Below are 21,032 nucleotides of genomic sequence, written 5' to 3'. Positions count from 1 at the left end.
CCATGCTACACGCTCAACAGAAATCACAGGTCATTCTCGAACTGGCGGTTCGCAACCACCCCGGCGTAATGTCGCACGTCTGCGGCCTGTTCGCCCGCCGCGCGTTTAACGTGGAAGGGATTTTGTGTATGCCGCTGAAAGACGGCAAGCAGAGCCGCATCTGGCTGCTGGTGGCCGATGACCAGCGGCTGGTGCAGATGATAAGCCAGGTGGAAAAGTTGGAAGATGTGCTGCAGGTGAAGCGCCACAGCGAAGACCTGCCGGTCTTTGAACAGTTGGAAGCGTTTTTCCAATAACCGTGCGGGGCGGCCAGCGCCGCCCCTCCCGATCACCCGGCCAGCACCTGCCACAGCAGATGACGGTATACCGGCATCAGCGGCTGCTGGCTCATCAGGTAACCGCAGCCAACGGCGGCCATCCAGCCGAGCACGCAGACAACGCGCAGCCGCAGCGGCGTCAGCCAGCGGCTCAGCCGGTCGCTGCCGCGCTTCTTCTCCCGCCACCAGCGCCAACTGAGCCAGCCGGCCAGCCACAGCAGGACAATCGACCCGAACAGCAGCCATTTAAACAGCGCGCTGCCCTGCGAGGACGGAATATCAATCGCCACCCCCGCCAGAATGCCGGGAAAGAAATAGACCGGCGGCCAGGTGATGCAGCCGATAATATTCGGCAACGCGAACTTGAACGGCGGTAAATCAAGCATGCCGGCCACCATCGGCACCAGCGGCCGCGTCGGCCCGACGAAGCGCCCCAGCAGCACGGTAAACATGCTGTGCTGATGCAGCGCATGCTCGGTGCGATCGAGCATCGCCTTATGCTTTTTCAGGAATGACCAGCGGTGCAACGGCCCTTTAAACGCCCGGCCGATAAAATATGAAATCCAGTCGCCGAGGAAACAGCCGATGCCACCGGCCGCCCAGGCCAGATACAGGTCAACCTGGCCGCTGCCGATCAGGGCGCCGACGCTGGCCATCATCACGGTGCCCGGCAGCAACAGCCCTACCAGCGCCAGCGATTCCAGAAAGGTCACCAAAAAAATGACCATCAGAGTGAAAGCCAATGATTGAGCGATCAAATGTTGTAAATAGGCTTCCATCAAACCTCTGTTTATTGTCTAAAGCGCCTGGGCGAGGGATTGTCCGGTGAGGGCCAGAGTGAGTCAACTCCTGAATTGTATGCGTTTTTGGCAGCGCAACGGTACAGGACACAATACTGTATAAAAAACCATGTTATACTTGGGTTCTGACACCGCATCGGCGCAGCCCGCCCGATGCCTTCCTATTCGGCTACGCAGATAAATACCACCTTGAACGATAACGCCGCATCCCCGATGCAGGGTTTCCTGCTCACCCGCCACTGGCGCGATACGCCGGCCGGCACCGAAGTCGAATTCTGGCTGGCGACGGATCGCGGCCCGCAACGGCTGCGTCTGCCGCCGCAGACCTCGGTGGCGTTTATTCCCGCCGAGCAGCGCCAGCGGGCGGAGCTGCTGCTGCGCGGCGAACGGCTGTGGGAACTGAAAGCGTTGCCGCTACAGGATTTCCACGCACGGCCGGTGCTGGGGCTGTATTGCCGCCAGCATCGTCAGCTGATCAAGCTGGAAAAAATGCTCAGGGAGGGCGGCGTCAGCGTCTATGAGGCCGATATCCGTCCGCCGGAGCGCTATCTGATGGAGCGCTTTATCACCGCGCCAGTCTGGTTCAGCGGGCGGCCCGGCGGCGACGGCGTCTGGCTTGACGGCCAGATGAAGCCGGCGCCGGACTACCGTCCGCAGCTGAAACTGGCGTCGCTGGATATTGAGACCACCGCCCACGGCGAGCTGTATTCCATCGCGCTGGAGGGCTGCGGCCAGCGGCAGGTGTATATGCTCGGCCCGGCCAACGGCGGTGACGAACCGCTGGATTTCGCGCTGGAGTACTGCACCAGCCGGCCGCAGCTGCTGGAGCGCCTGAACCAGTGGCTGGAGCGCCACGACCCGGATGCCATTATCGGCTGGAACCTGATCCAGTTTGATCTGCGCGTGCTGCAAAAACACGCCGAACGCTACCAGATCCCGCTGCGCTTCGGCCGCGGCGGCAGCCCGCTGGAGTGGCGCGAACACGGCTTTAAGCAGAACCACTTCTTTTGCTCCGCCGCCGGCCGGCTGATTATCGACGGGATTGAGGCGCTGAAGTCCGCCACCTGGAACTTCCCCTCCTTCAGTCTGGAATATGTCTCGCAGACCCTGCTGGGGGAAGGCAAATCCATCGATAATCCCTACCAACGCATGGCGGAAATCGACCGGCAGTTTGCCGAGGACAAGCCGGCGCTGGCGCGCTATAACCTGAAAGACTGCGAGCTGGTGACGCGGATTTTCGCCGCCACCGAGCTGCTGCCCTTTTTGCTCGAGCGCGCCACCGTCACCGGGCTGGCGGCGGACCGCAGCGGCGGCTCGGTGGCGGCCTTCAGCCACCTGTATATGCCGCGCATGCATCGCCAGGGCTACGTGGCGCCCAACCTCGGCGAACTGCCGGAAGAACACAGCCCCGGCGGCTTTGTGATGGACTCGCAGCCCGGCCTGTATGACTCGGTGCTGGTGCTGGATTACAAAAGTCTGTACCCCTCGATCATCCGGACTTTCCTGATCGATCCGGTCGGCCTGGTGGAAGGCATGCTGCACCCGGACGATGCCGATTCGGTGCCCGGCTTCCGCAACGCGCGCTTCTCGCGCAGCAAACACAGCCTGCCGGCGATCGTCAGCCAGATCTGGCAGGGGCGCGAACAGGCGAAGCTGCATAACAACAAGCCGCTGTCGCAGGCGCTGAAAATCATTATGAACGCCTTCTACGGCGTGCTCGGCGCCAGCGGCTGCCGCTTCTTCGATCCGCGGCTGGCGTCGTCGATCACTCTGCGCGGCCATGAGATCATGCGGCAAACCCGATCGCTCATCGAAGCCCGCGGCTATCAGGTGATTTACGGCGATACCGACTCCACCTTCGTCTGGCTGAAACAGGCGCATGACGAGCAGCAGGCGACGCAGATCGGCCGCGAGCTGGTGCAATACGTCAATCAGTGGTGGCAGCAGCATCTGCAGCAGCAGTATCAGCTGACCAGCGCGCTGGAGCTGGAGTTTGAAACCCACTACAGCCGCTTTCTGATGCCCACCATCCGCGGCGCGGAACAGGGCAGTAAAAAACGCTATGCCGGCCTGATCGCCAGGCCCGGCGCCGAGCCGCAGATGGTGTATAAAGGGCTGGAAACGGTGCGCACCGACTGGACGCCGCTGGCGCAGCAGTTCCAGCAGCAGCTGTATCAGCGCATTTTCCTGCGTCAGCCGTATCAGGCGTTCGTGCGCGACTACGTCGCCAAAACGCTGGCCGGCGCCTTCGACGACCAGCTGGTGTACCGCAAACGCCTGCGCCGCAAACTGGACGACTATCAGCGCAACGTGCCGCCGCACGTCCGGGCGGCGCGCATCGCCGACGACTATAACCGCCAGCAGGGTCGCCCGCTGCAGTACCAAAACGGCGGCTGGATCAGCTATGTGATCACCCTGGCCGGGCCGGAGCCGCTGGAAACGCAAAGTTCACCGCTCGACTACCAGCATTACCTGGAGCGCCAGCTGCAACCGGTGGCAGACGCTATACTTCCATTCCTGCACGATGATTTCACCACCCTGATCACCGGGCAGCTTGGATTGTTCTGACGCGACGACGGAGCGAGAAGAAACCCTATTAAACGGGCGTGTTAGGACAGAATGCGGGAAGCGAAAATTCCTCCGGTTTTGCAGGTGACGAACGCGCCGCCTTCCATTACCATAGCGCCCTTCCCAAATTCTTAACCACTGGCCATGCCGTCTTGCGACGTCCGCATGGAGTGAACAGCTATTGCCCGCCCAATCAGAATAAACGGGTATGAACAGGCGCTGCGCCGCAGCGAGAAGACTTACTTAAAAGAATCGAGCCGATAATATATGCCTTTTACTCTTGGTCAACGCTGGATCAGCGATACGGAAAGCGAATTAGGTCTGGGTACCGTCGTGGCGCTGGATGCGCGCATGATCACCCTGCTTTTCCCCGCCACCGGTGAAAACCGTCTCTACGCCAGAAATGATTCCCCGATCACCCGCGTGATGTTCAACCCGGGCGATACCATCACCAGCCATGAAGGCTGGCAGCTTCAGGTAGAGGAAGTGAAAGAGGACAACGGACTGCTGACCTATATCGGCACCCGCACGGACACGCAGGAAAGCGGCGTGGCGATGCGCGAAGTGCTGCTGGACAGCAAACTCACCTTCAGCAAACCGCAGGACCGCCTGTTTGCCGGTCAGATCGACCGTATGGATCGTTTCGCGCTGCGCTTCCGCGCGCGCAAATACCTCAGCGAACAGTATCGCCTGCCGTTCGCCGGCCTGCGCGGCATGCGCGCCAGCCTGATCCCGCACCAGCTGCATATCGCCTATGAAGTCGGCCAGCGCCATGCGCCGCGCGTATTGCTGGCGGATGAGGTCGGCCTGGGCAAAACCATCGAAGCCGGCATGATTATCCACCAGCAGCTGCTGGCCGGCCGCGCCGAACGCGTGCTGATCGTGGTGCCGGAAACGCTGCAGCATCAGTGGCTGGTGGAGATGATGCGCCGCTTCAACCTGTACTTCTCGCTGTTCGACGACAGCCGCTATGCCGAAGCCAAGCTCGACAGCAGCAACCCGTTCGAGACCGAACAGCTGGTGATCTGCTCGCTGGACTTTGTACGCCGCAACAAACAGCGCCTGGAAGAGCTGTCCGACGCCCAGTGGGATCTGCTGGTGGTCGATGAAGCCCACCACCTGGCCTGGAGCGAAGACGCCCCGAGCCGTGAATACCAGGTTATCGAACAGCTGGCGGAACACACCCCCGGCGTGCTGCTGCTGACGGCGACGCCGGAACAGCTGGGGCAGCAGAGCCACTTCGCCCGTCTGCGCCTGTTGGATCCGAACCGCTTCCACGACTATCAGGAGTTCGTCACCGAGCAGCAAAAATACCGGCCGGTAGCCGATGCCGTCACCCTGCTGCTGAGCGGTGAGCATCTGGCGAACGACAAGCTGAACCTGCTGGGTGAACTGATCGAAGAACAGGATATCGAACCGCTGCTGCAAGCGGCCAATGGCGACGGCGAAAACAGCGAAGCCGCACGCCAGGAGTTGGTCACCATGCTGATGGACCGCCACGGCACCAGCCGCGTGCTGTTCCGCAACACCCGTCAGGGCGTTAAAGGCTTCCCGCACCGTAACCTGCACCAGATCAAGCTGCCGCTGCCCGATCAGTATCAGACGGCGATCAAGGTGTCCGGCATTATGGGGGCGAAAAAGAGCCTGGAGGCGCGCGCGCGCGACATGCTGTATCCGGAGCAGATCTATCAGGAGTTCGAGGGCGAAAACGCCACCTGGTGGAACTTCGACCCGCGCGTCGAGTGGCTGCTGAACTACCTGATCGCCAACCGTCATGAAAAAGTGCTGGTGATCTGCGCCCAGGCGACCACCGCCCTGCAGCTGGAACAGGTGCTGCGCGAGCGGGAAGCCATCCGCGCCGCGGTATTCCACGAAGGGCTGAGCATCATCGAGCGCGACCGCGCAGCCGCCTACTTCGCCTCCGAAGAGGATGGCGCCCAAGTGCTGCTGTGTTCTGAAATCGGCTCCGAAGGGCGCAACTTCCAGTTCGCCAGTCAGCTGGTGATGTTCGACCTGCCGTTCAACCCGGATCTGCTGGAGCAACGCATCGGCCGTCTGGACCGCATCGGTCAGCTGCACGATATCCAGATCATGGTGCCGTATCTGGAAAACACCGCACAGGCGGTGCTGGGCCGCTGGTTCCATGAGGGGCTCGACGCCTTTGAGCACACCTGCCCAACCGGCCGCACCATCTACGACAGCAGCTATGAGCGCCTGATCGGCTATCTGGCCGCACCGACCGAGCAGGCCGGGCTGGATGAATTTATCCACGAGTGCCGTCAGCAGCATGACCAGCTGAAAGCCCAGCTGGAACAGGGGCGCGACCGCCTGCTGGAGATGCACTCCAACGGCGGCGACAAGGCGCAGGCGCTGGCCGACGCCATCGCTGAGCAGGACAACGACGTCAATCTGGTGAGCTTTGCGCTCAACCTGTTTGATATTGTCGGCATCAATCAGGAAGACCGCAGCGATAACCTGATCGTGCTGACGCCGTCCGACCATATGCTGGTGCCGGACTTCCCGGGCCTGCCGCAGGACGGCTGCACCGTCACCTTCGACCGTGAGCAGGCGCTGTCGCGCGAAGATGCGCAGTTCGTCAGCTGGGAGCACCCGATTATCCGCAACGGGCTGGATCTGATCGTCTCCGGCGATACCGGCAGCTGCGCGGTATCGCTGCTGAAGAACAAGGCGCTGCCGGTCGGCACGCTGCTGGTGGAGCTGGTGTACGTGGTCGAGGCGCAGGCGCCGAAGCACCTGCAGCTGACGCGCTTCCTGCCGCCAACGCCAATCCGCATGTTGCTGGACCGCAAGGGCACCAACCTGGCGGGACAGGTGGAGTTTGAGAGCTTTAACCGCCAGCTGAACGCCGTGAACCGCCACACCTCCAGCAAGCTGGTTAACGCCGTCCAGCAGGACGTGCACGCCATGCTGCAGCAGGCGGAAAGCCTGGTAGAGGCCGAAGCGCGGACGCTGATCGAGCAGGCCAAGCAGGAAGCCGACGACAAGCTGAGCAACGAACTGGCGCGCCTGGAAGCGCTGAAAGCGGTCAACCCGAACATCCGCGACGATGAAGTCGAAACGCTGGAGTTCAACCGCAAACAGGTGCTGGCGAACCTGAACGACGCCGGCTGGCGTCTGGACGCCATTCGTCTGGTGGTTGTCACCCATCAGTAACGTCCACGCACGGGGAGCCGCCGCTCCCCGTACGCCTTTCTCCGCGGAGCCTATATGGAACCCTATAATCCCCCTACCGACCCGCTGCATATCCTGTATCAGGATGCGCATATTATCGTGGTCAACAAGCCCAGCGGGCTGCTGTCGGTGCCGGGACGCGCGCCGGAAAACAAAGACAGCCTGATGACGCGCATCCAGGCCGATTATCCCGAGGCCGAATCGGTGCACCGGCTGGATATGGCCACCAGCGGCGTGATCGTCGTGGCGCTGAACAAAGCGGCGGAGCGCGAGCTGAAACGCCAGTTCCGCGAACGCGAGCCGAAAAAATCCTACGTGGCCCGCGTATGGGGCCATCTGGCGCAGGATGAAGGATTAGTGGATTTACCGCTGATTTGCGACTGGCCGAATCGCCCGTTGCAAAAGGTGTGTTTTGACACCGGCAAGGCGGCGCAAACGGAATACCGGGTGCTGTCGCGCGACACCGACGGCAGCACGCGGGTACTGCTGACGCCGATCACCGGGCGCTCGCATCAGTTGCGGGTGCATATGCTGGCGCTGGGTCACCCGATCCTCGGCGACGGTTTCTACGCGCCGCCGGCGGCCAAAGCGATGGCGCCGCGTCTGCAGCTGCATGCGCAGGAGCTGCGCATCACCCATCCGGCGTTTCACACGCCGATGCACTTTCGCGCCGAAGCGGATTTCTGACGCGCTGCGCAGCTCCCCGGCGGCGGGCCAATCGTGCCCGTGCCGGAGAAACTGCGGCGGCGGTTACTTAAAGCCTTTCTCGCGCTTGATCAAATCGTACGCCGACTGAATCTCCTGCGCCTTCTGCTTGGCCATCTCCATCATTTCCGGCGGCAGCCCCTTCGCCACCAGCTTATCCGGATGGTGCTCGCTCATCAGCTTGCGGTAGGCGCGCTTGATGGTCGCCGCGTCGTCGCTGCTGTTGACCCCCAGCACCTTGCAGGCGTCTTCCAGCGTCGGGCCGCGCTGCGCCCGCTGGTAGCCACCGTGCGAATAGCCGCCCTGCTGCTGATAGCCGCCGCCGAACTGCTGGCCGCCCTCCATCATGCGCAGGAACTGGTCGAACTGGGCGCGCGAAATCCCCAGCTCTTCGGCGATCACATACAGCACCTGACGTTCATTGGGGTGCAGGGAGCCGTCGGCAAACGCCGCCTGGATCTGAATTTCCAGAAACATCCGAATCAGATCGAAACGGCCGAAACAGATGCTGCGGAACTGCTGCAGCGCCTCGCGCAGCGGGAAATTGCTCTCCTTGCCTTCACGGAACGCCTGCTGCGCCGCAGTGCGCGATTCGCCGTGCAGCTGCATGCGGTCCATAAACAGGCTGGCGACCTGAATATCGGCTTCGGTCACGCGCCCTTTTGATTTGGTAAGGTGCCCCATGACCTGAAAAGTGGTGCGGAAAAACAGCGTTTGCCGCGTTTGCTGACCGGCGAAAAAGCCCCGGCTGCGCTTATTGTTGCGCGCAGTATCGATCATATGGCCGATAATCAGCCCCAAAACTACGCCCCAGAAGCCCGCGCCAGCCCAAACGGCGACAATGACTCCGAGCAGTTTTCCCCAATACTGCATATACTCCTCAATTATATTACTTTCAGCACGCTGCCCGTCGCCGTAATCAGCTAAGGGTTAGGCGATTTTTCCCAAGATTTCGATTATCATACCTGTCATTTACTGCAGCACCTAACAACAGAGCAGTGAAACGGCAGGATTTAACAGTAGCGCAACGTAGATGAGTGATATAGTCTCTGACCGTTTGCCGGACATGACGCCTCTGATGACGGAACACCAAAACCGCGTATGAAAAAAAGTTTCCCAACACTGCTGGCCACGATGATTTGGACGGCACTTTACAGTCAGCACGCGCTGGCCGATCTCGCCGAACAGTGCATGCTCGGCGTACCGACGTATGACAAACCGCTCGTCAGCGGCGATCCCAACTCTCTGCCGGTCACCATCAACTCTGATGATTCCCGTGCCGATCAAGGCAACGCCGTCTTCAGCGGCGACGTCAAGATCGAACAGGGCAACAGCACGCTGACCGCCAAGCAGGTGGAGCTGAACCAGGTGCAGGCCTCCGGTCAGAAAGATCCGGTACGCACCGTCACCGCCACCGGCGACGTGCACTATGACGACAACCAGATCAAACTAAAAGGGCCGAAGGCCTGGTCAAACCTGAACACCAAAGACACCGATGTCTATCAGGGCGACTATCAGATGGTCGGCCGTCAGGGGCGCGGCGACGCAGACAAAATGAAGATGCGCGGCCAGAACCGCTACACCATTTTGGAAAACGGCTCCTTCACCTCCTGTCTGCCGGGCGACAACAGCTGGAGCGTGGTCGGTTCCGAAGTGATCCACGACCGCGAAGAGCAGGTGGCGGAAATCTGGAACGCGCGCTTTAAAATCGCCGGCGTGCCGGTGTTCTACAGCCCTTACCTGCAGCTGCCGGTGGGCGATAAACGCCGCTCCGGTTTCCTGATCCCGAATGCGAAATACGGCAGTAATAACGGCTTCGAATTTATGCTGCCGTACTACTGGAATATCGCGCCGAACTTCGACGCCACCATCACGCCGCACTATATGACCAAGCGCGGCCTGCAGTGGCAGAACGAATTCCGCTATCTGACCCAGCCGGGCATGGGCACCATCGAGTTTGACTGGCTGCCGAGCGATAACGAATACAACAAGGATCATCCGCAGGATGACGACACCCGTTGGTTGTTCTACTGGAACCACAGCGGCGTAATGGACCAGGTGTGGCGCTTCAACGTCGACTACACCAAAGTCAGCGACTCGCAGTATTTCAACGATCTGGACTCTCAGTACGGCTCCACCACCGACGGCTACGCCACGCAGAAATTCAGCGCCGGTTACGCCGATGAAAACTTCGACGCCACCATCGCCTCCAAGCAGTTCCAGATCTATGACGACGTCAACCGTACCAGCACCGAGTCCTACAAGGTGCTGCCGCAGATCGATCTGAACTACTACAAAAACGATCTGGGGCCGTTCGATCTGCGCGTGTATGGCCAGGCGGCGAAATTCATCAATATCAACCCGTACAGCCCGGACGCCACCCGTCTGCACCTGGAGCCGACGCTGACCTTGCCGATGACCAACGGCTGGGGTTCGCTGAACAGCGAAGTCAAACTGCTGGCGACCCACTATCAGCAGGATATTCCGGACGGCTTCAAGACTAACTATAAGAACCGCACCGGCCGCGACGCGCCGGAGCTGGATGATTCCGTCAACCGCGTGATGCCGCAGTTCAAGGTTGACGGCAAGATGGTGTTCGACCGCGATATGAACTGGGCGCAGGGCTACACCCAGACGCTGGAGCCGCGCATGCAGTACCTGTATGTGCCGTATCGCGACCAGAGCAATATCTACTCCTACGACTCAACGCTGCTGCAGACCGACTATTCCGGCCTGTTCCGCGACCGCAGCTACAGCGGCCTGGACCGCATTGCCTCGCAGAACCGTCTGGCGACCGGTTTGACCTCGCGCATTTATGATGACGCGCTGGTTGAACGTTTCAACGTATCCGTGGGTCAAATCTATTACTTCAGCCGTTCGCGTACCGGAGATAACAATTCCGGTTACGACAAGAATGATGACACCGGCAGCCTGGTATGGGCCGGTGACACCTATTGGAAGATCGACGATCGTTGGGGCCTGCGCGGCGGCGTACAGTACGATACCCGCCTTGACAGCGTAGCCCTCGGCGACGCGGTGCTGGAGTACCGTCAGGACAGTGAACGCATGGTGCAGCTGAACTACCGCTACGCCAGCCCGGAATATATTCAGGCCACGCTGCCGCAGGTCACCAGCCCTGGTTATCAGGACGGTATCTCGCAGGTGGGCGTCACCGCCAGCTGGCCGATTGCCGACCGTTGGGCCGTGGTTGGCGCGTATTACTATGATACCCGTGCGCAGCAGTCCGCCGATCAGCTGGTCGGCCTGCGTTATAACACCTGCTGCTGGGCGGTTAACATCGGTTATGAACGCAAGATCACCGACTGGGATCGCGGCAATCAAACCAGCAAATATGACAACAAAGTTTCATTCAACATCGAACTGCGCGGTCTGAGCAGCGACCACAGCCTCGGCACCGGCGAAATGCTGCGTTCAGGCATTCTGCCGTACCAGCGCGCATTCTGATGCTTTGTAATGCTTTGAAAAACGAGAACTTTAACCCGCAGTTGCGGATTACATAATGGGAAATGTATGAATAACTGGAGAACGCTTATTCTCGGATTGGTGGTCTGCGCCAATACCGCGTTCGCTGCACCCCAAGAAGTTGATAAAGTCGCCGCCGTCGTGGATAACGGCGTAGTACTCGAAAGCGACGTCAATGGTTTACTGCAGTCGGTCAAGCTCAATGCCCAACAGGCGGGGCAACAGCTGCCGGACGACAAAACGCTGCGTCATCAGATCGTTGAACGTCTGATCATGGATAACATCCAGCTGCAGATGGCGCAGAAGATGGGCATCAGCGTCAGCGATGCCGATCTGGACAAGGCTATCGCCAATATCGCGGCGCAAAACCGCATGACGCCGGATCAGCTGCGCAGCCGTCTGGCGTACGAAGGCCTGAACTACAACACCTACCGTTCGCAGATCCGCAAAGAGATGCTGATCACCGAAGTGCGCAACAACGAAGTCCGCCGCCGCGTCACCATCCTGCCGCAGGAAGTGGACTCGCTGGCCAAACAGGTCGGCGCGCAGAACGGCAGCGATACCGAAATGAACATCAGCCACATCCTGATCCCGCTGCCGGAGAACCCGTCTCAGCAGCAGGTTGACGAAGCAGAAACGCTGGCGAAACGCCTGGTGGGTGAAATCAACGGCGGCGCCGACTTCGGTAAGCTGGCGATCACCTACTCCGCCGACTCACAGGCGCTGAAAGGCGGCAATATGGGCTGGGGCAAACTGCAGGAGATCCCGACGCTGTTTGCCGAGCGTCTGGTTACCGCCAAAAAAGGCGATATCGTCGGCCCGATCCGTTCCGGCGTGGGCTTCCACATACTGAAGGTGAACGATGTGCGCGGCGCCAACCAGTCTATTTCCGTGACTGAAGTGCACGCACGCCATATTCTGCTGAAGCCGTCCGTGGTTATGACGGACGATCAGGCGCGGACCAAGCTGCAGGAAGTCGCCGCGGCGATCAGCAGCGGTAAAGCGAAGTTCGCCGACGAAGCCAAACAGCTGTCGCAGGATCCAGGCTCTGCCCTGCAGGGCGGCGATCTGGGCTGGGCGTCTCCTGACATCTACGATCCGGCATTCCGCGACGCGCTGCTGAAGCTGAAAAAAGGTGAAATCAGCAAGCCGGTGCACTCTTCCTTCGGCTGGCACCTGATTCAGCTGGTGGATACCCGCAAGGTAGACAAAACCGACGCGGCGCAAAAAGAGCGCGCCTACCGCATGCTGTTCAACCGCAAGTTTGCCGAAGAAGCGCAGACCTGGATGCAGGAACAGCGCGCGGCCGCCTATGTCAAAATTCTTGATGGCAGCAATGCACAATAAACGTATCGTTATAACCCCCGGCGAACCTGCCGGGGTGGGGCCGGATTTGGTCGTAGCACTGGCGCAACAGGCGTGGCCCGTTGAACTGGTAGTCTGCGCCGATCCGGCCCTGTTGCTTGAGCGCGCGCGGCAGCTGCGGCTGCCGCTGACGTTGCGCGACTATCAGCCGGACGCGCCGGCGCAGCCGCAGGCGGCCGCGACGCTGACCGTACTGCCGGTAACGCTGGCGACACCGGCGGTCTGTGGCCAGCTCAACGTCGCCAACAGCGCTTACGTAGTGGACACCCTGGCGCGCGCCTGTGACGGCTGCCTGAACGGGGAATTTGCCGCGCTGATTACCGGGCCGGTGCACAAGGGCGTGATCAACGACGCCGGCGTGCCGTTCAGCGGCCACACGGAATTTTTTGCCGACCGCAGCCGCTGCGATCGGGTAGTGATGATGCTGGCGACCGAAGAGCTGCGCGTCGCGCTGGCGACCACCCACCTGCCGCTGCTGGCGGTGCCGGGCGCCATCAGCGAGCAGAGCCTGCACGAAGTCATCACCATTCTCGACCATGATTTAAAAACCAAATTCGGCATCGCGCAGCCGTGCATCTACGTCTGCGGGCTGAACCCGCACGCGGGAGAAGGCGGCCATATGGGCCGTGAAGAGCTGGATGTGATTATTCCGGCGCTTGAAACGCTGCGCACGCGCGGCATTAACCTGATCGGGCCGTTGCCGGCCGATACGCTGTTCCAGCCCAAATATCTGCAGCATGCCGATGCGGTGCTGGCGATGTATCACGATCAGGGGCTGCCGGTGCTAAAATACCAAGGGTTCGGCCGCGCGGTGAATATCACCCTCGGCCTGCCGTTTATTCGTACCTCGGTGGATCACGGCACCGCGCTGGAACTGGCCGGTACCGGTACCGCCGATGTGGGCAGTTTTAAAACCGCCTTAAATCTCGCCATTAAAATGATAAATAACTGTAATGAACAATAGAGTCCACCAAGGGCATTTTGCCCGCAAACGCTTTGGACAAAACTTTTTAACCGATCAGTTTGTCATCGATAGCATCGTCTCGGCCATTCATCCCCAGCCGGGCGAAGCCGTAGTAGAAATCGGCCCCGGCCTCGGCGCCCTGACCGAGCCGGTCGGCGCGCGCATGGACCGCATGACGGTGGTGGAGCTGGACCGCGATCTGGCGGCGCGTCTGGAGAATCACCCGCAGCTGAAAGACAAACTGACCATTCGTCAGCAGGACGCCATGACGGTGAATTTCGCCGAGATGGCCGAGCAGGCGGGCCAGCCGCTGCGCGTGTTCGGCAACCTGCCGTACAATATCTCCACCCCGCTGATGTTCCACCTTTTCAGCTATACTCAGGCTATCCGCGACATGCACTTTATGTTGCAAAAAGAGGTGGTCAACCGCCTGGTTGCCGGCCCGAACAGCAAGGCGTACGGCCGTTTATCGGTGATGGCGCAATACTACTGCAACGTGATCCCGGTGCTGGAAGTGCCGCCGACCGCCTTCGCGCCGCCGCCGAAAGTCGATTCCGCCGTGGTGCGTCTGGTGCCGCACCGTGAGATGCCGCACCCGGTCGACGACGTGCGTATGCTGAGCCGCATCACCACGCAGGCCTTCAACCAGCGTCGGAAAACCATCCGCAACAGCCTGGGCGATTTGTTCACCCCGGAACAGCTGAGCGAGCTGGGGGTCGATCCGGCCCTGAGAGCAGAAAATATTTCTGTGGCGCAGTACTGTAAGCTGGCAAACTGGCTATCGGCCAATCCGGCGCCGCAGCAGTAAGGAGTAAGTGGTCATGATTGATTCACCCCGCGTATGTATTCAGGTCCAAAGTCTGTATGTGGAATCCCAGTCGCTGCCTGAGGAGGAACGCTACGTCTTTGCCTATACCATTACCATCCGCAATCTGGGGCGTTTCAACGTGAAACTGCTGGGCCGTTACTGGCTGATCACCAACGCCAACGGCCGCCAAACCGAAGTCCAGGGCGAAGGGGTCGTCGGCGAACAGCCGCTGATCCTGCCCGGCGGTGAGTTCCAATATACCAGCGGCGCGGTGCTTGAAACGCCGCTGGGCACCATGGAAGGCCACTATGAAATGGTTGACCATCTGGGTCAGCCGTTCCGCACTGCGATCCCGGTCTTTCGCTTAGCCATCCCAACGCTGATTCACTAATATGTCGACATATCTTATCGGCGACGTTCATGGCTGTTTCGATGAACTGCAGTCGCTATTAGCCCAGGCTTCTTTCGACCCGCAGCAGGACACGCTGTGGTTAACCGGCGACCTGGTGGCCCGCGGCCCGGACTCGCTGGACGTGCTGCGCTACGTGCGCTCGCTCGGACCGGCGGTGCGCATGGTGCTGGGCAATCATGATTTGCATCTGCTGGCGGTATACGCCGGCATCAGCCGCAACAAGCCCAAAGACCGCATTACTCCCCTGCTGGAAGCGCCGGACGCGGATGAGCTGGTCAACTGGCTGCGCCGTCAGCCGGTGCTGCAGGTCGATGAACAGCAGAAACTGGTGATGGCCCACGCCGGCATCACGCCGCAGTGGGATCTCGATACCGCCAGAATGTGCGCGCGTGAGGTGGAAGCCGTGCTCAGCAGCGACAGCTATCCGCTGTTCCTCGACGCCATGTACGGCGATATGCCGAATAACTGGACGCCGCAGCTGAGCGGCCTGGCCCGCCTGCGCTTTAGCACCAACGCGCTGACGCGGATGCGTTACTGCTTCCCGCACGGCCAGCTGGATATGATCAGCAAAGACGCCCCCGGCACCGCGCCGGCGCCGCTCAAGCCCTGGTTTGATCTGCCGCGCCTGCTGGATGAGCAGTACACCATTATTTTCGGCCACTGGGCGTCGCTGGAAGGCAAAGGTACGCCGGAAGGCGTTATCGCGCTGGATACCGGCTGCTGCTGGGGCGGCGATCTGACCATGCTGCGCTGGGAGGATAAACGCTACTTCACCCAGCCGTCGACGCGGCGCGCGGAGAAAGGCGGCGATAAGCGGGCAGCATCATAAAGAAAGGGCGGAAAAGATTCCGCCCTTTTATTTTGTCCGCCGTCAGGCGCCAATCACGCCGCCGTCTTTGCGGGTAATCATGATCACCGATGAGCGCGGCCGCGGGCTGTTATGCGGGAAGTGGGAGTCGCCCTCTTCGCCTGGGTGCTGCACATTGACGAACAGCGTTTTGTAGTCCTGGGCAAAGGTGACCCCGGTCAGCTCGCAGGACTTCGGCCCGACCATAAAGCGACGGATTTCACCGCTCTGCGGATCCCCCACCAGCATCTGGTTGTTCCCCTGCCCCTGATAGTCGCCCTTATTGCTGTACTTGCCGTCGGTCAGGATCCACAGGCGTCCCGCGCTGTCGAACCCCAGTCCGTCCGGGCTGTTAAAGGTATTCTCGGCGGTGATGTTCGGCGTGCCGCGATACATGCCTTCCGGGTGGGCAATCGGGTTACCGCACAGCGCGAACATATCCCAGGAGAAGTGCTCCGCGGTCGCGTCGCCGCCCTCATCCCAGCGGATAATCTGGCCGTAGATATTTTTCGGGCGCGGGTTGGCCGGGGTCAGCGGCATGCCTTCATCGCCGCGCTTGCTGTTGTTAGTCAGGGTGCAGTAGGCACGCCCGTCGTGCGGGTTCACCGCTATCCACTCGGGGCGATCCATCTTGGTGGCGCCGACCTGCGCCGCGGCCTTACGGGCAAAGATCAACACTTCAGCGGCATCGCGGAAGCCGTTTTCCGGCGTCAGGCCATTCTTGCCGAACTCCAGCGCAATCCAGCGTCCTTTGCCCTTCAGCGGCGTGCCGTTGGCGTCGCCGTCGAACTGCGCCACAAACAACGTGCCCTCATCCAGCAGGCTGCGGTTATTGGCCGGGTTAGCGCTGTCTACTTTGCCTTTGGAGACATATTTATAGATATGCTCGCCGCGCTCGTCATCCCCCATATACACCACTAGGCGACCGTTCTTCGCCACCGTAACCGCCGCGTTCTCGTGCTTGAAGCGCCCCAGCGCGGTATGTTTGATCGGCGTGGAAGTCGGGTTCAGCGGATCAATTTCCACGATCCAGCCGTGGCGATTAAATTCGTGCGGATTTTTCGCCACGTCAAAGCGCGGGTCAAAATCCGGCCAGTTGCGTTCCGGCTCGTTGGCCTTGAGCGTATAGCGCTGTTGCTCCGGCGTGGTTTGGTAATCCGCCTGTTGGGTGCCGAAGTAGGTATCGAAGTTCTCTTCGCAGGTCAGGTAGGTGCCCCACGGCGTTTTGCCGTTAGCGCAGTTGCCGAAGGTGCCCAGCACCTGGCGGCCGCTCGGGTCAGCGGCGGTTTGCAGCAGCGGGTGGCCGGCGGCCGGGCCGCTGAACTGCATCGGCGTATTGGCGGTAATGCGGCGGTTATAGCGCGATGGGCGCTCGACTTCCCAGCGTGGCGTATCACCAACGCGTTTTACCGCAACGATCGACACGCCGTGCGCCGCCTGCGATTTACGCACGTCTTCCAGACTGGTGGCCTTGTCGCCGCCGTGGGCGAACAGATACTGCTCGTTGACGTATTCGTTGTTAATCGCCATCACGCCGTGGTTATCGTCAATCGGAAAGAAGCTCATGCCGTCATTATTGTCGCCGAACTGCTTCTCCTGCTCGGCCGCGCTGTTGCCGCCGTTCGGATCGAACGCCGCCGCGCCGTCAACCAGCGGTTCACCCCAGGAAATCAGCACCTCGGCCTGGTAGCCTTCGGCAATGGCGATATCGTCCGCGGTCGAGGCGGCAATGCCTTTGAAGCCCAGCAGCTTGTTGGCTGGCAGATCCGCCGCCAGCGCCTCGCCGGAAACCGACCAAATCCCGCCGCCGAGAAAGCCCGCCAGCCCGACCGCGCCGGCGCTGCCCAATAATAATTTACGGCGGGTCGGATCGATCAGGCGGTCGGCATTTAATTGCTCAATATTATTCGTCATGATTTCGCTTCCTGTTAGCTGACGCCGCGGTCCAGGGTCACCAGAGTGGCCGGGCGCTCAAAGTTGGGCTTCATACTAATCAGGAAGTGTGACGAAAATGTTACAATCGCGGGGCGGTAAAAAATTTGCGCGCCAAAACCAGCCAGGGCGCAATACATTGCGCCCTGGCTGCGGAGGTCATCAGGTAGCGGGGAATTAACGGCGCTCTAAAATCTCGAAGCAGTAGCTGTGAGAATTCTGCGCGTCTGCATCATGGAATTCGCTGAATGAGGTTTCCCACTCGTCAGGCTCATAATCCGGGAAGTGCGTATCGCCGCCGATCTCAGCGTCAATATGCGTCAGGTACAGACGATCGGCGCGCGGCAAAAACTGGGTATAAATATGCCCGCCGCCCATCACCATCACTTCTTCCACATTGCCGGCCGCCGCCAGGGCCTCGTCCAGCGAGGTGGCCCAGGTCACGCCGCTTTCGCTGCCCGGCCGGCTGCTCAGCACAATATTGTGGCGGCCCGGCAGCGGGCGGCCAATCGACTCAAAGGTCTTGCGACCCATAATGACCGGTTTATTCAGCGTGTTACGTTTAAACCACGCTAAATCCGCCGGCAGGTGCCACGGCATGGCGTTTTCCATGCCGATTACGCGATCCGCCGCCAACGCAGCGATCAGGCTAATGATCATTATTTAACCCTGTATAAACCTAATGGATATTCTGCAGCAGGCCGGGAACAACGCGGTAAATCGCCGGCAATCAGCCGGTTATCTTCCCTGTCGTCTGCGCTTAACAAGCCCCAGCCGCTCAAATTGGACACACTATACGGAAAGCCCCATCGGCCGTCGATAGGGTAAACAAGCAATATGAATATATAAGATAGCTCTTATCAGAATTGCTAATGACACCGCATAATAAACTACACGCCGGGCCGTTTACGATATAACCACAGCCCCGGCAGCGACAGCCCGATCGATAGCGCCCCGACGATAAAGCAGGCCTTAAGAAAATGGCTGACCATCACGCCCATCAGCGCCTCGCTGTAGCCCTGATGGGACAGCTCCACCACCGAGATCATCGCGGTATAGGCCGGAATGCCGGGGAACATCGGGATCACCGCCGCCACGGTAAAGACTTTCGGGTGCGCCAGCAGCCAGCGCGACCAGGAGATGCCGATGATGCCGATCAGCACCGCCGCCAGAAACGAGGCCCACTCAATATTCATCCCCAGCCACATCAGCAGCATACGCGCGCCGTGGCCAACGCCCCCCAGCAGCGCACAATAGCGCAGCGCGCGGCGCGGCACATTAAACACCATCGCAAACCCCAGCGCCGGCACGGCGGCCAGCAGCATGTCCTGCGCTAACGCCCACAGCAAGCTTATGCCCATCCCCGCAGCCCCCACAGCGACATCGCCATCACCACGCCGATACCGGTCGCCAACGTCAGCAGGCTGGCCATCGCCCAGCGCGCCAGGCCGGTATTCACATGGCCCTTGAACATATCCGCCACCGCGTTGATCAGCGGGAAGCCCGGCACCAGCAGCAGCACGCTGGCGGCCATCGCCACCCCCGCGGTCTGGCTGAACAGCGGCAGGCGCAGCAGCAAGCCGGATACCGAGGTGGCGACAAACGCCGTCAGGCAGAAATTAATCAGCGGATTCATCTGCCGCTGCGTCAGCCACTGCCGCACCCACATCGCCAGCCCGCTGGCGAGAAAGGTGACGGCAAAGGCGTCCCGACCGCCGCCGTTCAGCATGCTGAAGCAGCCGCAGGACAGCGCCACCATCAGCACCACCAGCGGGCGCGGATAGCGCAGCGGCCGCAGTTTGGCAAAGCGCCGGGCCACGTCCTGCGCGTCCGCCAGCCGGTGCTCGGCCAATATCACAATATGCTGCACCTCGGTCACCATCTGCATATTGATGCCGCGATCGACGTTTTTACGCGTGCTGGTCAGGCACTCGCCGTGACTGATGGTGGTCAGGACGATGGCGTTCGCCGAGATCGAACTCTCCACCCTCTCCATCCCCAGCGCCAACCCCAGACGGCTGGATAACTGCTCCACCAGCATGCTTTCCGCGCCGTGCTGCAACAGCAGCAGCCCGCACTGAATGCACAGGCGCGTCACCTCCCGTTGTCGCTGCCCGCTTATCTTCTCTTCCTGTCTCATACCGCCCCGTTTACTCTGCACCATGAATATTCATCATATTGCTGAAGATAGCGGCGGTGGATTGATGCGCATCAGGGTCGGCGGCGTTATTATCGGCACTGTCCTCGTTTTTTCTTGAGATCGTGAACATGCTTGAAACCTCGTTATTTGTCGCCGGCATCGCCACGCTGGGCATGCTGTCGCCGGGGCCGGATTTCTTTCTGGTAATAAAAAATGCGGCGCGCTATCAGCGGTTGCCTGCGCTGCTCACCGCGCTGGGCGTGATCTGCGGCGTCGCCACCCATATGTCCTACTGCGTCGCCGGGCTGGCGGTGGTGATTACCACCACGCCCTGGCTGTTTAACCTGCTGAAGTACGCCGGGGCGGCGTATCTGATTTGGGTTGGCGTGCAGGCGCTGCTGTCGCACGGCGGCGGCAAGATGAACGTCGGCAATCTGCCGCAGCAGCAGGTCAGCCTGAAAAGCGCGTTTGTGCAGGGCTACCTGTGCAATCTGCTTAACCCCAAGGCAACGCTGTTTTTCCTGGCGGTGTTTACTCAGGTGCTGCAGATAGACTCCGGCATCGGTGAAAAGCTGTGGTACGCGGGGATTATTTTAGGGCTGTCGGTTCTGTGGTGGCCGCTGCTGGTGTTCTTGATCCAAAGTGGCCCGGTACGCCGCGGGCTGGAAAAAGCGCAGAAGATCGTGGATAAACTGCTCGGCGGCATGTTGATTGCCCTTGGCATTAAGGTGGCGCTCAGCTAAGCCGCCGCAGAGCGCGGAGGCCGCCGGATGGCCTCCGTCATGCTCATCGCGCGCGTTATGCCTCCGGTGGCCACTTCACCCCCAGCGCGATCATCTTGTCGCGTAGTCGCAGACAGTTCTGGTGGTATTCCGTTTCCGGCCGACTGTCTTTGATGCTGTCTTGCACCAGCGAAGCGAATACCCAGCCCAACTTATTTACCGGATTAGGGTCAGCACCGTGATCCAGCAGGTAGTTGACGTGTTCAAAACGGTTGCTAAGAAAGGCAGCCATTAACGGTGTTTCTTCTAATGAATTACGGGAATTTATATTGACCCCATGCTCTATTAATATAGCCAGAGTCGCCGTGTTCTTTGCTCTTAGCGTGTCAAAGATAATAGCGGTTCCCCACTGTTTATTTTTTGCATTTGCTGATAACCCACCATCCAATAGCGCCTGTAGCCAGAGATCCTTATCCCCCATAGCAACCATTTCAGCAGGACTGGCCATCCCATCAGACTGTGGCTTCAAGGGGTCGGCTCCCGCTTTAACCAACGCCGTCACAATTTGCAAACGTGGTCTGGGATTATTGTTGTAGTAGGTTTCATTCAGGGCAAAGTACAGTATGGTTAAGTCCTGCTCCCCCGGAGTATTCAGATCCGTTTCCGGCGCCAGTTGTTTTACCCTCTCCAGGTCGCCCGCCTGAATCGCCTTGGCCAATATCAGCTGTTGGCCGGTAAAGTAGTCTTCCGGTTCAATCTTTTTCATGCCGTTGCATC

Annotated in this window: 17 protein-coding genes and 1 pseudogene; 11 read left to right on the top strand and 7 right to left on the bottom strand. The window is 60.2% G+C overall.

Annotation, left to right across the window (positions count from 1 at the left end):
- Positions 1–2 precede the first annotated feature (2 nt).
- Positions 3–296 carry an acetolactate synthase small subunit gene (ilvN, locus tag I6G83_RS10425; RefSeq protein WP_054305282.1) on the top strand — a complete coding sequence of 98 codons (294 nt, stop codon included), beginning with the start codon at positions 3–5 and terminating at the stop codon, positions 294–296.
- A 32-nt stretch (positions 297–328) separates the two neighbouring features.
- On the opposite strand, the gene I6G83_RS10420 is transcribed toward ilvN, so the two are convergent.
- Entirely contained in the window at positions 329–1,096 is a 768-nt protein-coding gene (locus tag I6G83_RS10420; protein WP_054305281.1) for a DedA family protein, read from the bottom strand.
- A 234-nt stretch (positions 1,097–1,330) separates the two neighbouring features.
- Between I6G83_RS10420 and I6G83_RS10415 the strand changes: the two genes are divergently transcribed.
- The 3 genes from I6G83_RS10415 (at position 1,331) to rluA (ending at position 7,564) form a co-directional block, all read left to right on the top strand.
- Positions 1,331–3,685 carry a DNA polymerase II gene (locus tag I6G83_RS10415; protein WP_054305293.1) on the top strand — a complete coding sequence of 785 codons (2,355 nt, stop codon included), beginning with the start codon at positions 1,331–1,333 and terminating at the stop codon, positions 3,683–3,685.
- Between the two features lie 267 nt (positions 3,686–3,952).
- On the top strand, positions 3,953–6,859 hold the full coding sequence (gene rapA / locus I6G83_RS10410) for an RNA polymerase-associated protein RapA (RefSeq protein ID WP_054305280.1): 2,907 nt from the start codon (positions 3,953–3,955) through the stop codon (positions 6,857–6,859).
- 54 nt (positions 6,860–6,913) lie between these two features.
- A complete protein-coding gene (gene rluA, locus I6G83_RS10405; RefSeq protein WP_054305279.1) occupies positions 6,914–7,564 on the top strand; it encodes a bifunctional tRNA pseudouridine(32) synthase/23S rRNA pseudouridine(746) synthase RluA in 651 nt (216 codons plus the stop codon).
- Positions 7,565–7,627: 63 nt separating this feature from the next.
- On the opposite strand, the gene djlA is transcribed toward rluA, so the two are convergent.
- The gene (djlA, locus tag I6G83_RS10400) at positions 7,628–8,455 is read right to left on the bottom strand and encodes a co-chaperone DjlA (protein ID WP_015670885.1); all 828 of its coding nucleotides are present in this window, start codon (positions 8,453–8,455) and stop codon (positions 7,628–7,630) included.
- Between the two features lie 228 nt (positions 8,456–8,683).
- Here djlA and lptD point away from each other — a divergent pair, with 228 nt between their 5' ends.
- The 6 genes and pseudogenes from lptD to apaH all read left to right on the top strand — a co-directional run.
- Entirely contained in the window at positions 8,684–11,047 is a 2,364-nt protein-coding gene (gene lptD / locus I6G83_RS10395) for an LPS assembly protein LptD (protein WP_054305278.1), read from the top strand.
- A 66-nt stretch (positions 11,048–11,113) separates the two neighbouring features.
- On the top strand, positions 11,114–12,412 hold the full coding sequence (surA, locus tag I6G83_RS10390) for a peptidylprolyl isomerase SurA (RefSeq protein WP_015670883.1): 1,299 nt from the start codon (positions 11,114–11,116) through the stop codon (positions 12,410–12,412).
- On the top strand, positions 12,402–13,394 hold the full coding sequence (pdxA, locus tag I6G83_RS10385; protein WP_054305277.1) for a 4-hydroxythreonine-4-phosphate dehydrogenase PdxA: 993 nt from the start codon (positions 12,402–12,404) through the stop codon (positions 13,392–13,394). Before surA ends, pdxA begins: the two co-directional genes overlap by 11 nt.
- A complete protein-coding gene (gene rsmA / locus I6G83_RS10380) occupies positions 13,384–14,202 on the top strand; it encodes a 16S rRNA (adenine(1518)-N(6)/adenine(1519)-N(6))-dimethyltransferase RsmA (RefSeq protein ID WP_054305276.1) in 819 nt (272 codons plus the stop codon). Before pdxA ends, rsmA begins: the two co-directional genes overlap by 11 nt.
- A gap of 13 nt (positions 14,203–14,215) precedes the next feature.
- On the top strand, positions 14,216–14,593 hold the full coding sequence (gene apaG / locus I6G83_RS10375) for a Co2+/Mg2+ efflux protein ApaG (protein WP_015670880.1): 378 nt from the start codon (positions 14,216–14,218) through the stop codon (positions 14,591–14,593).
- Between the two features lies 1 nt (position 14,594).
- A pseudogene (apaH, locus tag I6G83_RS10370) lies at positions 14,595–15,392 on the top strand (bis(5'-nucleosyl)-tetraphosphatase (symmetrical) ApaH); the annotation flags it as partial.
- Between the two features lie 93 nt (positions 15,393–15,485).
- On the opposite strand, the gene I6G83_RS10365 reads toward apaH, so the two are convergent.
- From I6G83_RS10365 to I6G83_RS10350, 4 genes are all read right to left on the bottom strand, one after another.
- Positions 15,486–17,375, bottom strand: a complete 1,890-nt coding sequence (locus I6G83_RS10365) for a PhoX family protein (RefSeq protein WP_054305274.1) — start codon at positions 17,373–17,375, stop codon at positions 15,486–15,488.
- A 195-nt stretch (positions 17,376–17,570) separates the two neighbouring features.
- On the bottom strand, positions 17,571–18,050 hold the full coding sequence (gene folA / locus I6G83_RS10360) for a type 3 dihydrofolate reductase (RefSeq protein ID WP_171020784.1): 480 nt from the start codon (positions 18,048–18,050) through the stop codon (positions 17,571–17,573).
- Positions 18,051–18,283: 233 nt separating this feature from the next.
- Positions 18,284–18,754 carry a threonine/serine exporter gene (locus I6G83_RS10355; protein WP_015670875.1) on the bottom strand — a complete coding sequence of 157 codons (471 nt, stop codon included), beginning with the start codon at positions 18,752–18,754 and terminating at the stop codon, positions 18,284–18,286.
- Positions 18,745–19,533, bottom strand: a complete 789-nt coding sequence (locus I6G83_RS10350; RefSeq protein ID WP_054305273.1) for a threonine/serine exporter family protein — start codon at positions 19,531–19,533, stop codon at positions 18,745–18,747. The genes I6G83_RS10355 and I6G83_RS10350 overlap by 10 nt, the downstream gene beginning before the upstream one ends.
- A gap of 128 nt (positions 19,534–19,661) precedes the next feature.
- Here I6G83_RS10350 and I6G83_RS10345 point away from each other — a divergent pair, with 128 nt between their 5' ends.
- A complete protein-coding gene (locus tag I6G83_RS10345; protein ID WP_054305272.1) occupies positions 19,662–20,276 on the top strand; it encodes a LysE family translocator in 615 nt (204 codons plus the stop codon).
- A 55-nt stretch (positions 20,277–20,331) separates the two neighbouring features.
- Here I6G83_RS10345 and I6G83_RS10340 read toward each other — a convergent pair whose 3' ends face one another.
- Positions 20,332–21,021 (bottom strand): ankyrin repeat domain-containing protein, encoded by a 690-nt coding sequence (locus I6G83_RS10340; protein ID WP_054305271.1) that lies wholly within the window; start codon positions 21,019–21,021, stop codon positions 20,332–20,334.
- Positions 21,022–21,032: the final 11 nt, after the last annotated feature.

Source organism: Serratia rubidaea (assembly GCF_016026735.1).
Classification (GTDB): Bacteria; Pseudomonadota; Gammaproteobacteria; order Enterobacterales; family Enterobacteriaceae; genus Serratia_B; species Serratia_B rubidaea.
This window is presented reverse-complemented; position numbering and strand designations above follow the sequence as displayed.

Coding starts and splice junctions, on each gene's coding strand:
- I6G83_RS10365 (WP_054305274.1), bottom strand. CDS start 17,375: ATGACGAATAATATTGAGCAATTAAATGCCGACCGCCTGATCGATCCG.
- apaG (WP_015670880.1), top strand. CDS start 14,216: ATGATTGATTCACCCCGCGTATGTATTCAGGTCCAAAGTCTGTATGTG.
- rluA (WP_054305279.1), top strand. CDS start 6,914: ATGGAACCCTATAATCCCCCTACCGACCCGCTGCATATCCTGTATCAG.
- I6G83_RS10340 (WP_054305271.1), bottom strand. CDS start 21,021: ATGAAAAAGATTGAACCGGAAGACTACTTTACCGGCCAACAGCTGATA.
- I6G83_RS10415 (WP_054305293.1), top strand. CDS start 1,331: ATGCAGGGTTTCCTGCTCACCCGCCACTGGCGCGATACGCCGGCCGGC.
- lptD (WP_054305278.1), top strand. CDS start 8,684: ATGAAAAAAAGTTTCCCAACACTGCTGGCCACGATGATTTGGACGGCA.
- I6G83_RS10355 (WP_015670875.1), bottom strand. CDS start 18,754: ATGGGCATAAGCTTGCTGTGGGCGTTAGCGCAGGACATGCTGCTGGCC.
- djlA (WP_015670885.1), bottom strand. CDS start 8,455: ATGCAGTATTGGGGAAAACTGCTCGGAGTCATTGTCGCCGTTTGGGCT.
- rsmA (WP_054305276.1), top strand. CDS start 13,384: ATGAACAATAGAGTCCACCAAGGGCATTTTGCCCGCAAACGCTTTGGA.
- I6G83_RS10345 (WP_054305272.1), top strand. CDS start 19,662: ATGCTTGAAACCTCGTTATTTGTCGCCGGCATCGCCACGCTGGGCATG.
- I6G83_RS10350 (WP_054305273.1), bottom strand. CDS start 19,533: ATGAGACAGGAAGAGAAGATAAGCGGGCAGCGACAACGGGAGGTGACG.
- rapA (WP_054305280.1), top strand. CDS start 3,953: ATGCCTTTTACTCTTGGTCAACGCTGGATCAGCGATACGGAAAGCGAA.
- I6G83_RS10420 (WP_054305281.1), bottom strand. CDS start 1,096: ATGGAAGCCTATTTACAACATTTGATCGCTCAATCATTGGCTTTCACT.
- ilvN (WP_054305282.1), top strand. CDS start 3: ATGCTACACGCTCAACAGAAATCACAGGTCATTCTCGAACTGGCGGTT.
- pdxA (WP_054305277.1), top strand. CDS start 12,402: ATGCACAATAAACGTATCGTTATAACCCCCGGCGAACCTGCCGGGGTG.
- surA (WP_015670883.1), top strand. CDS start 11,114: ATGAATAACTGGAGAACGCTTATTCTCGGATTGGTGGTCTGCGCCAAT.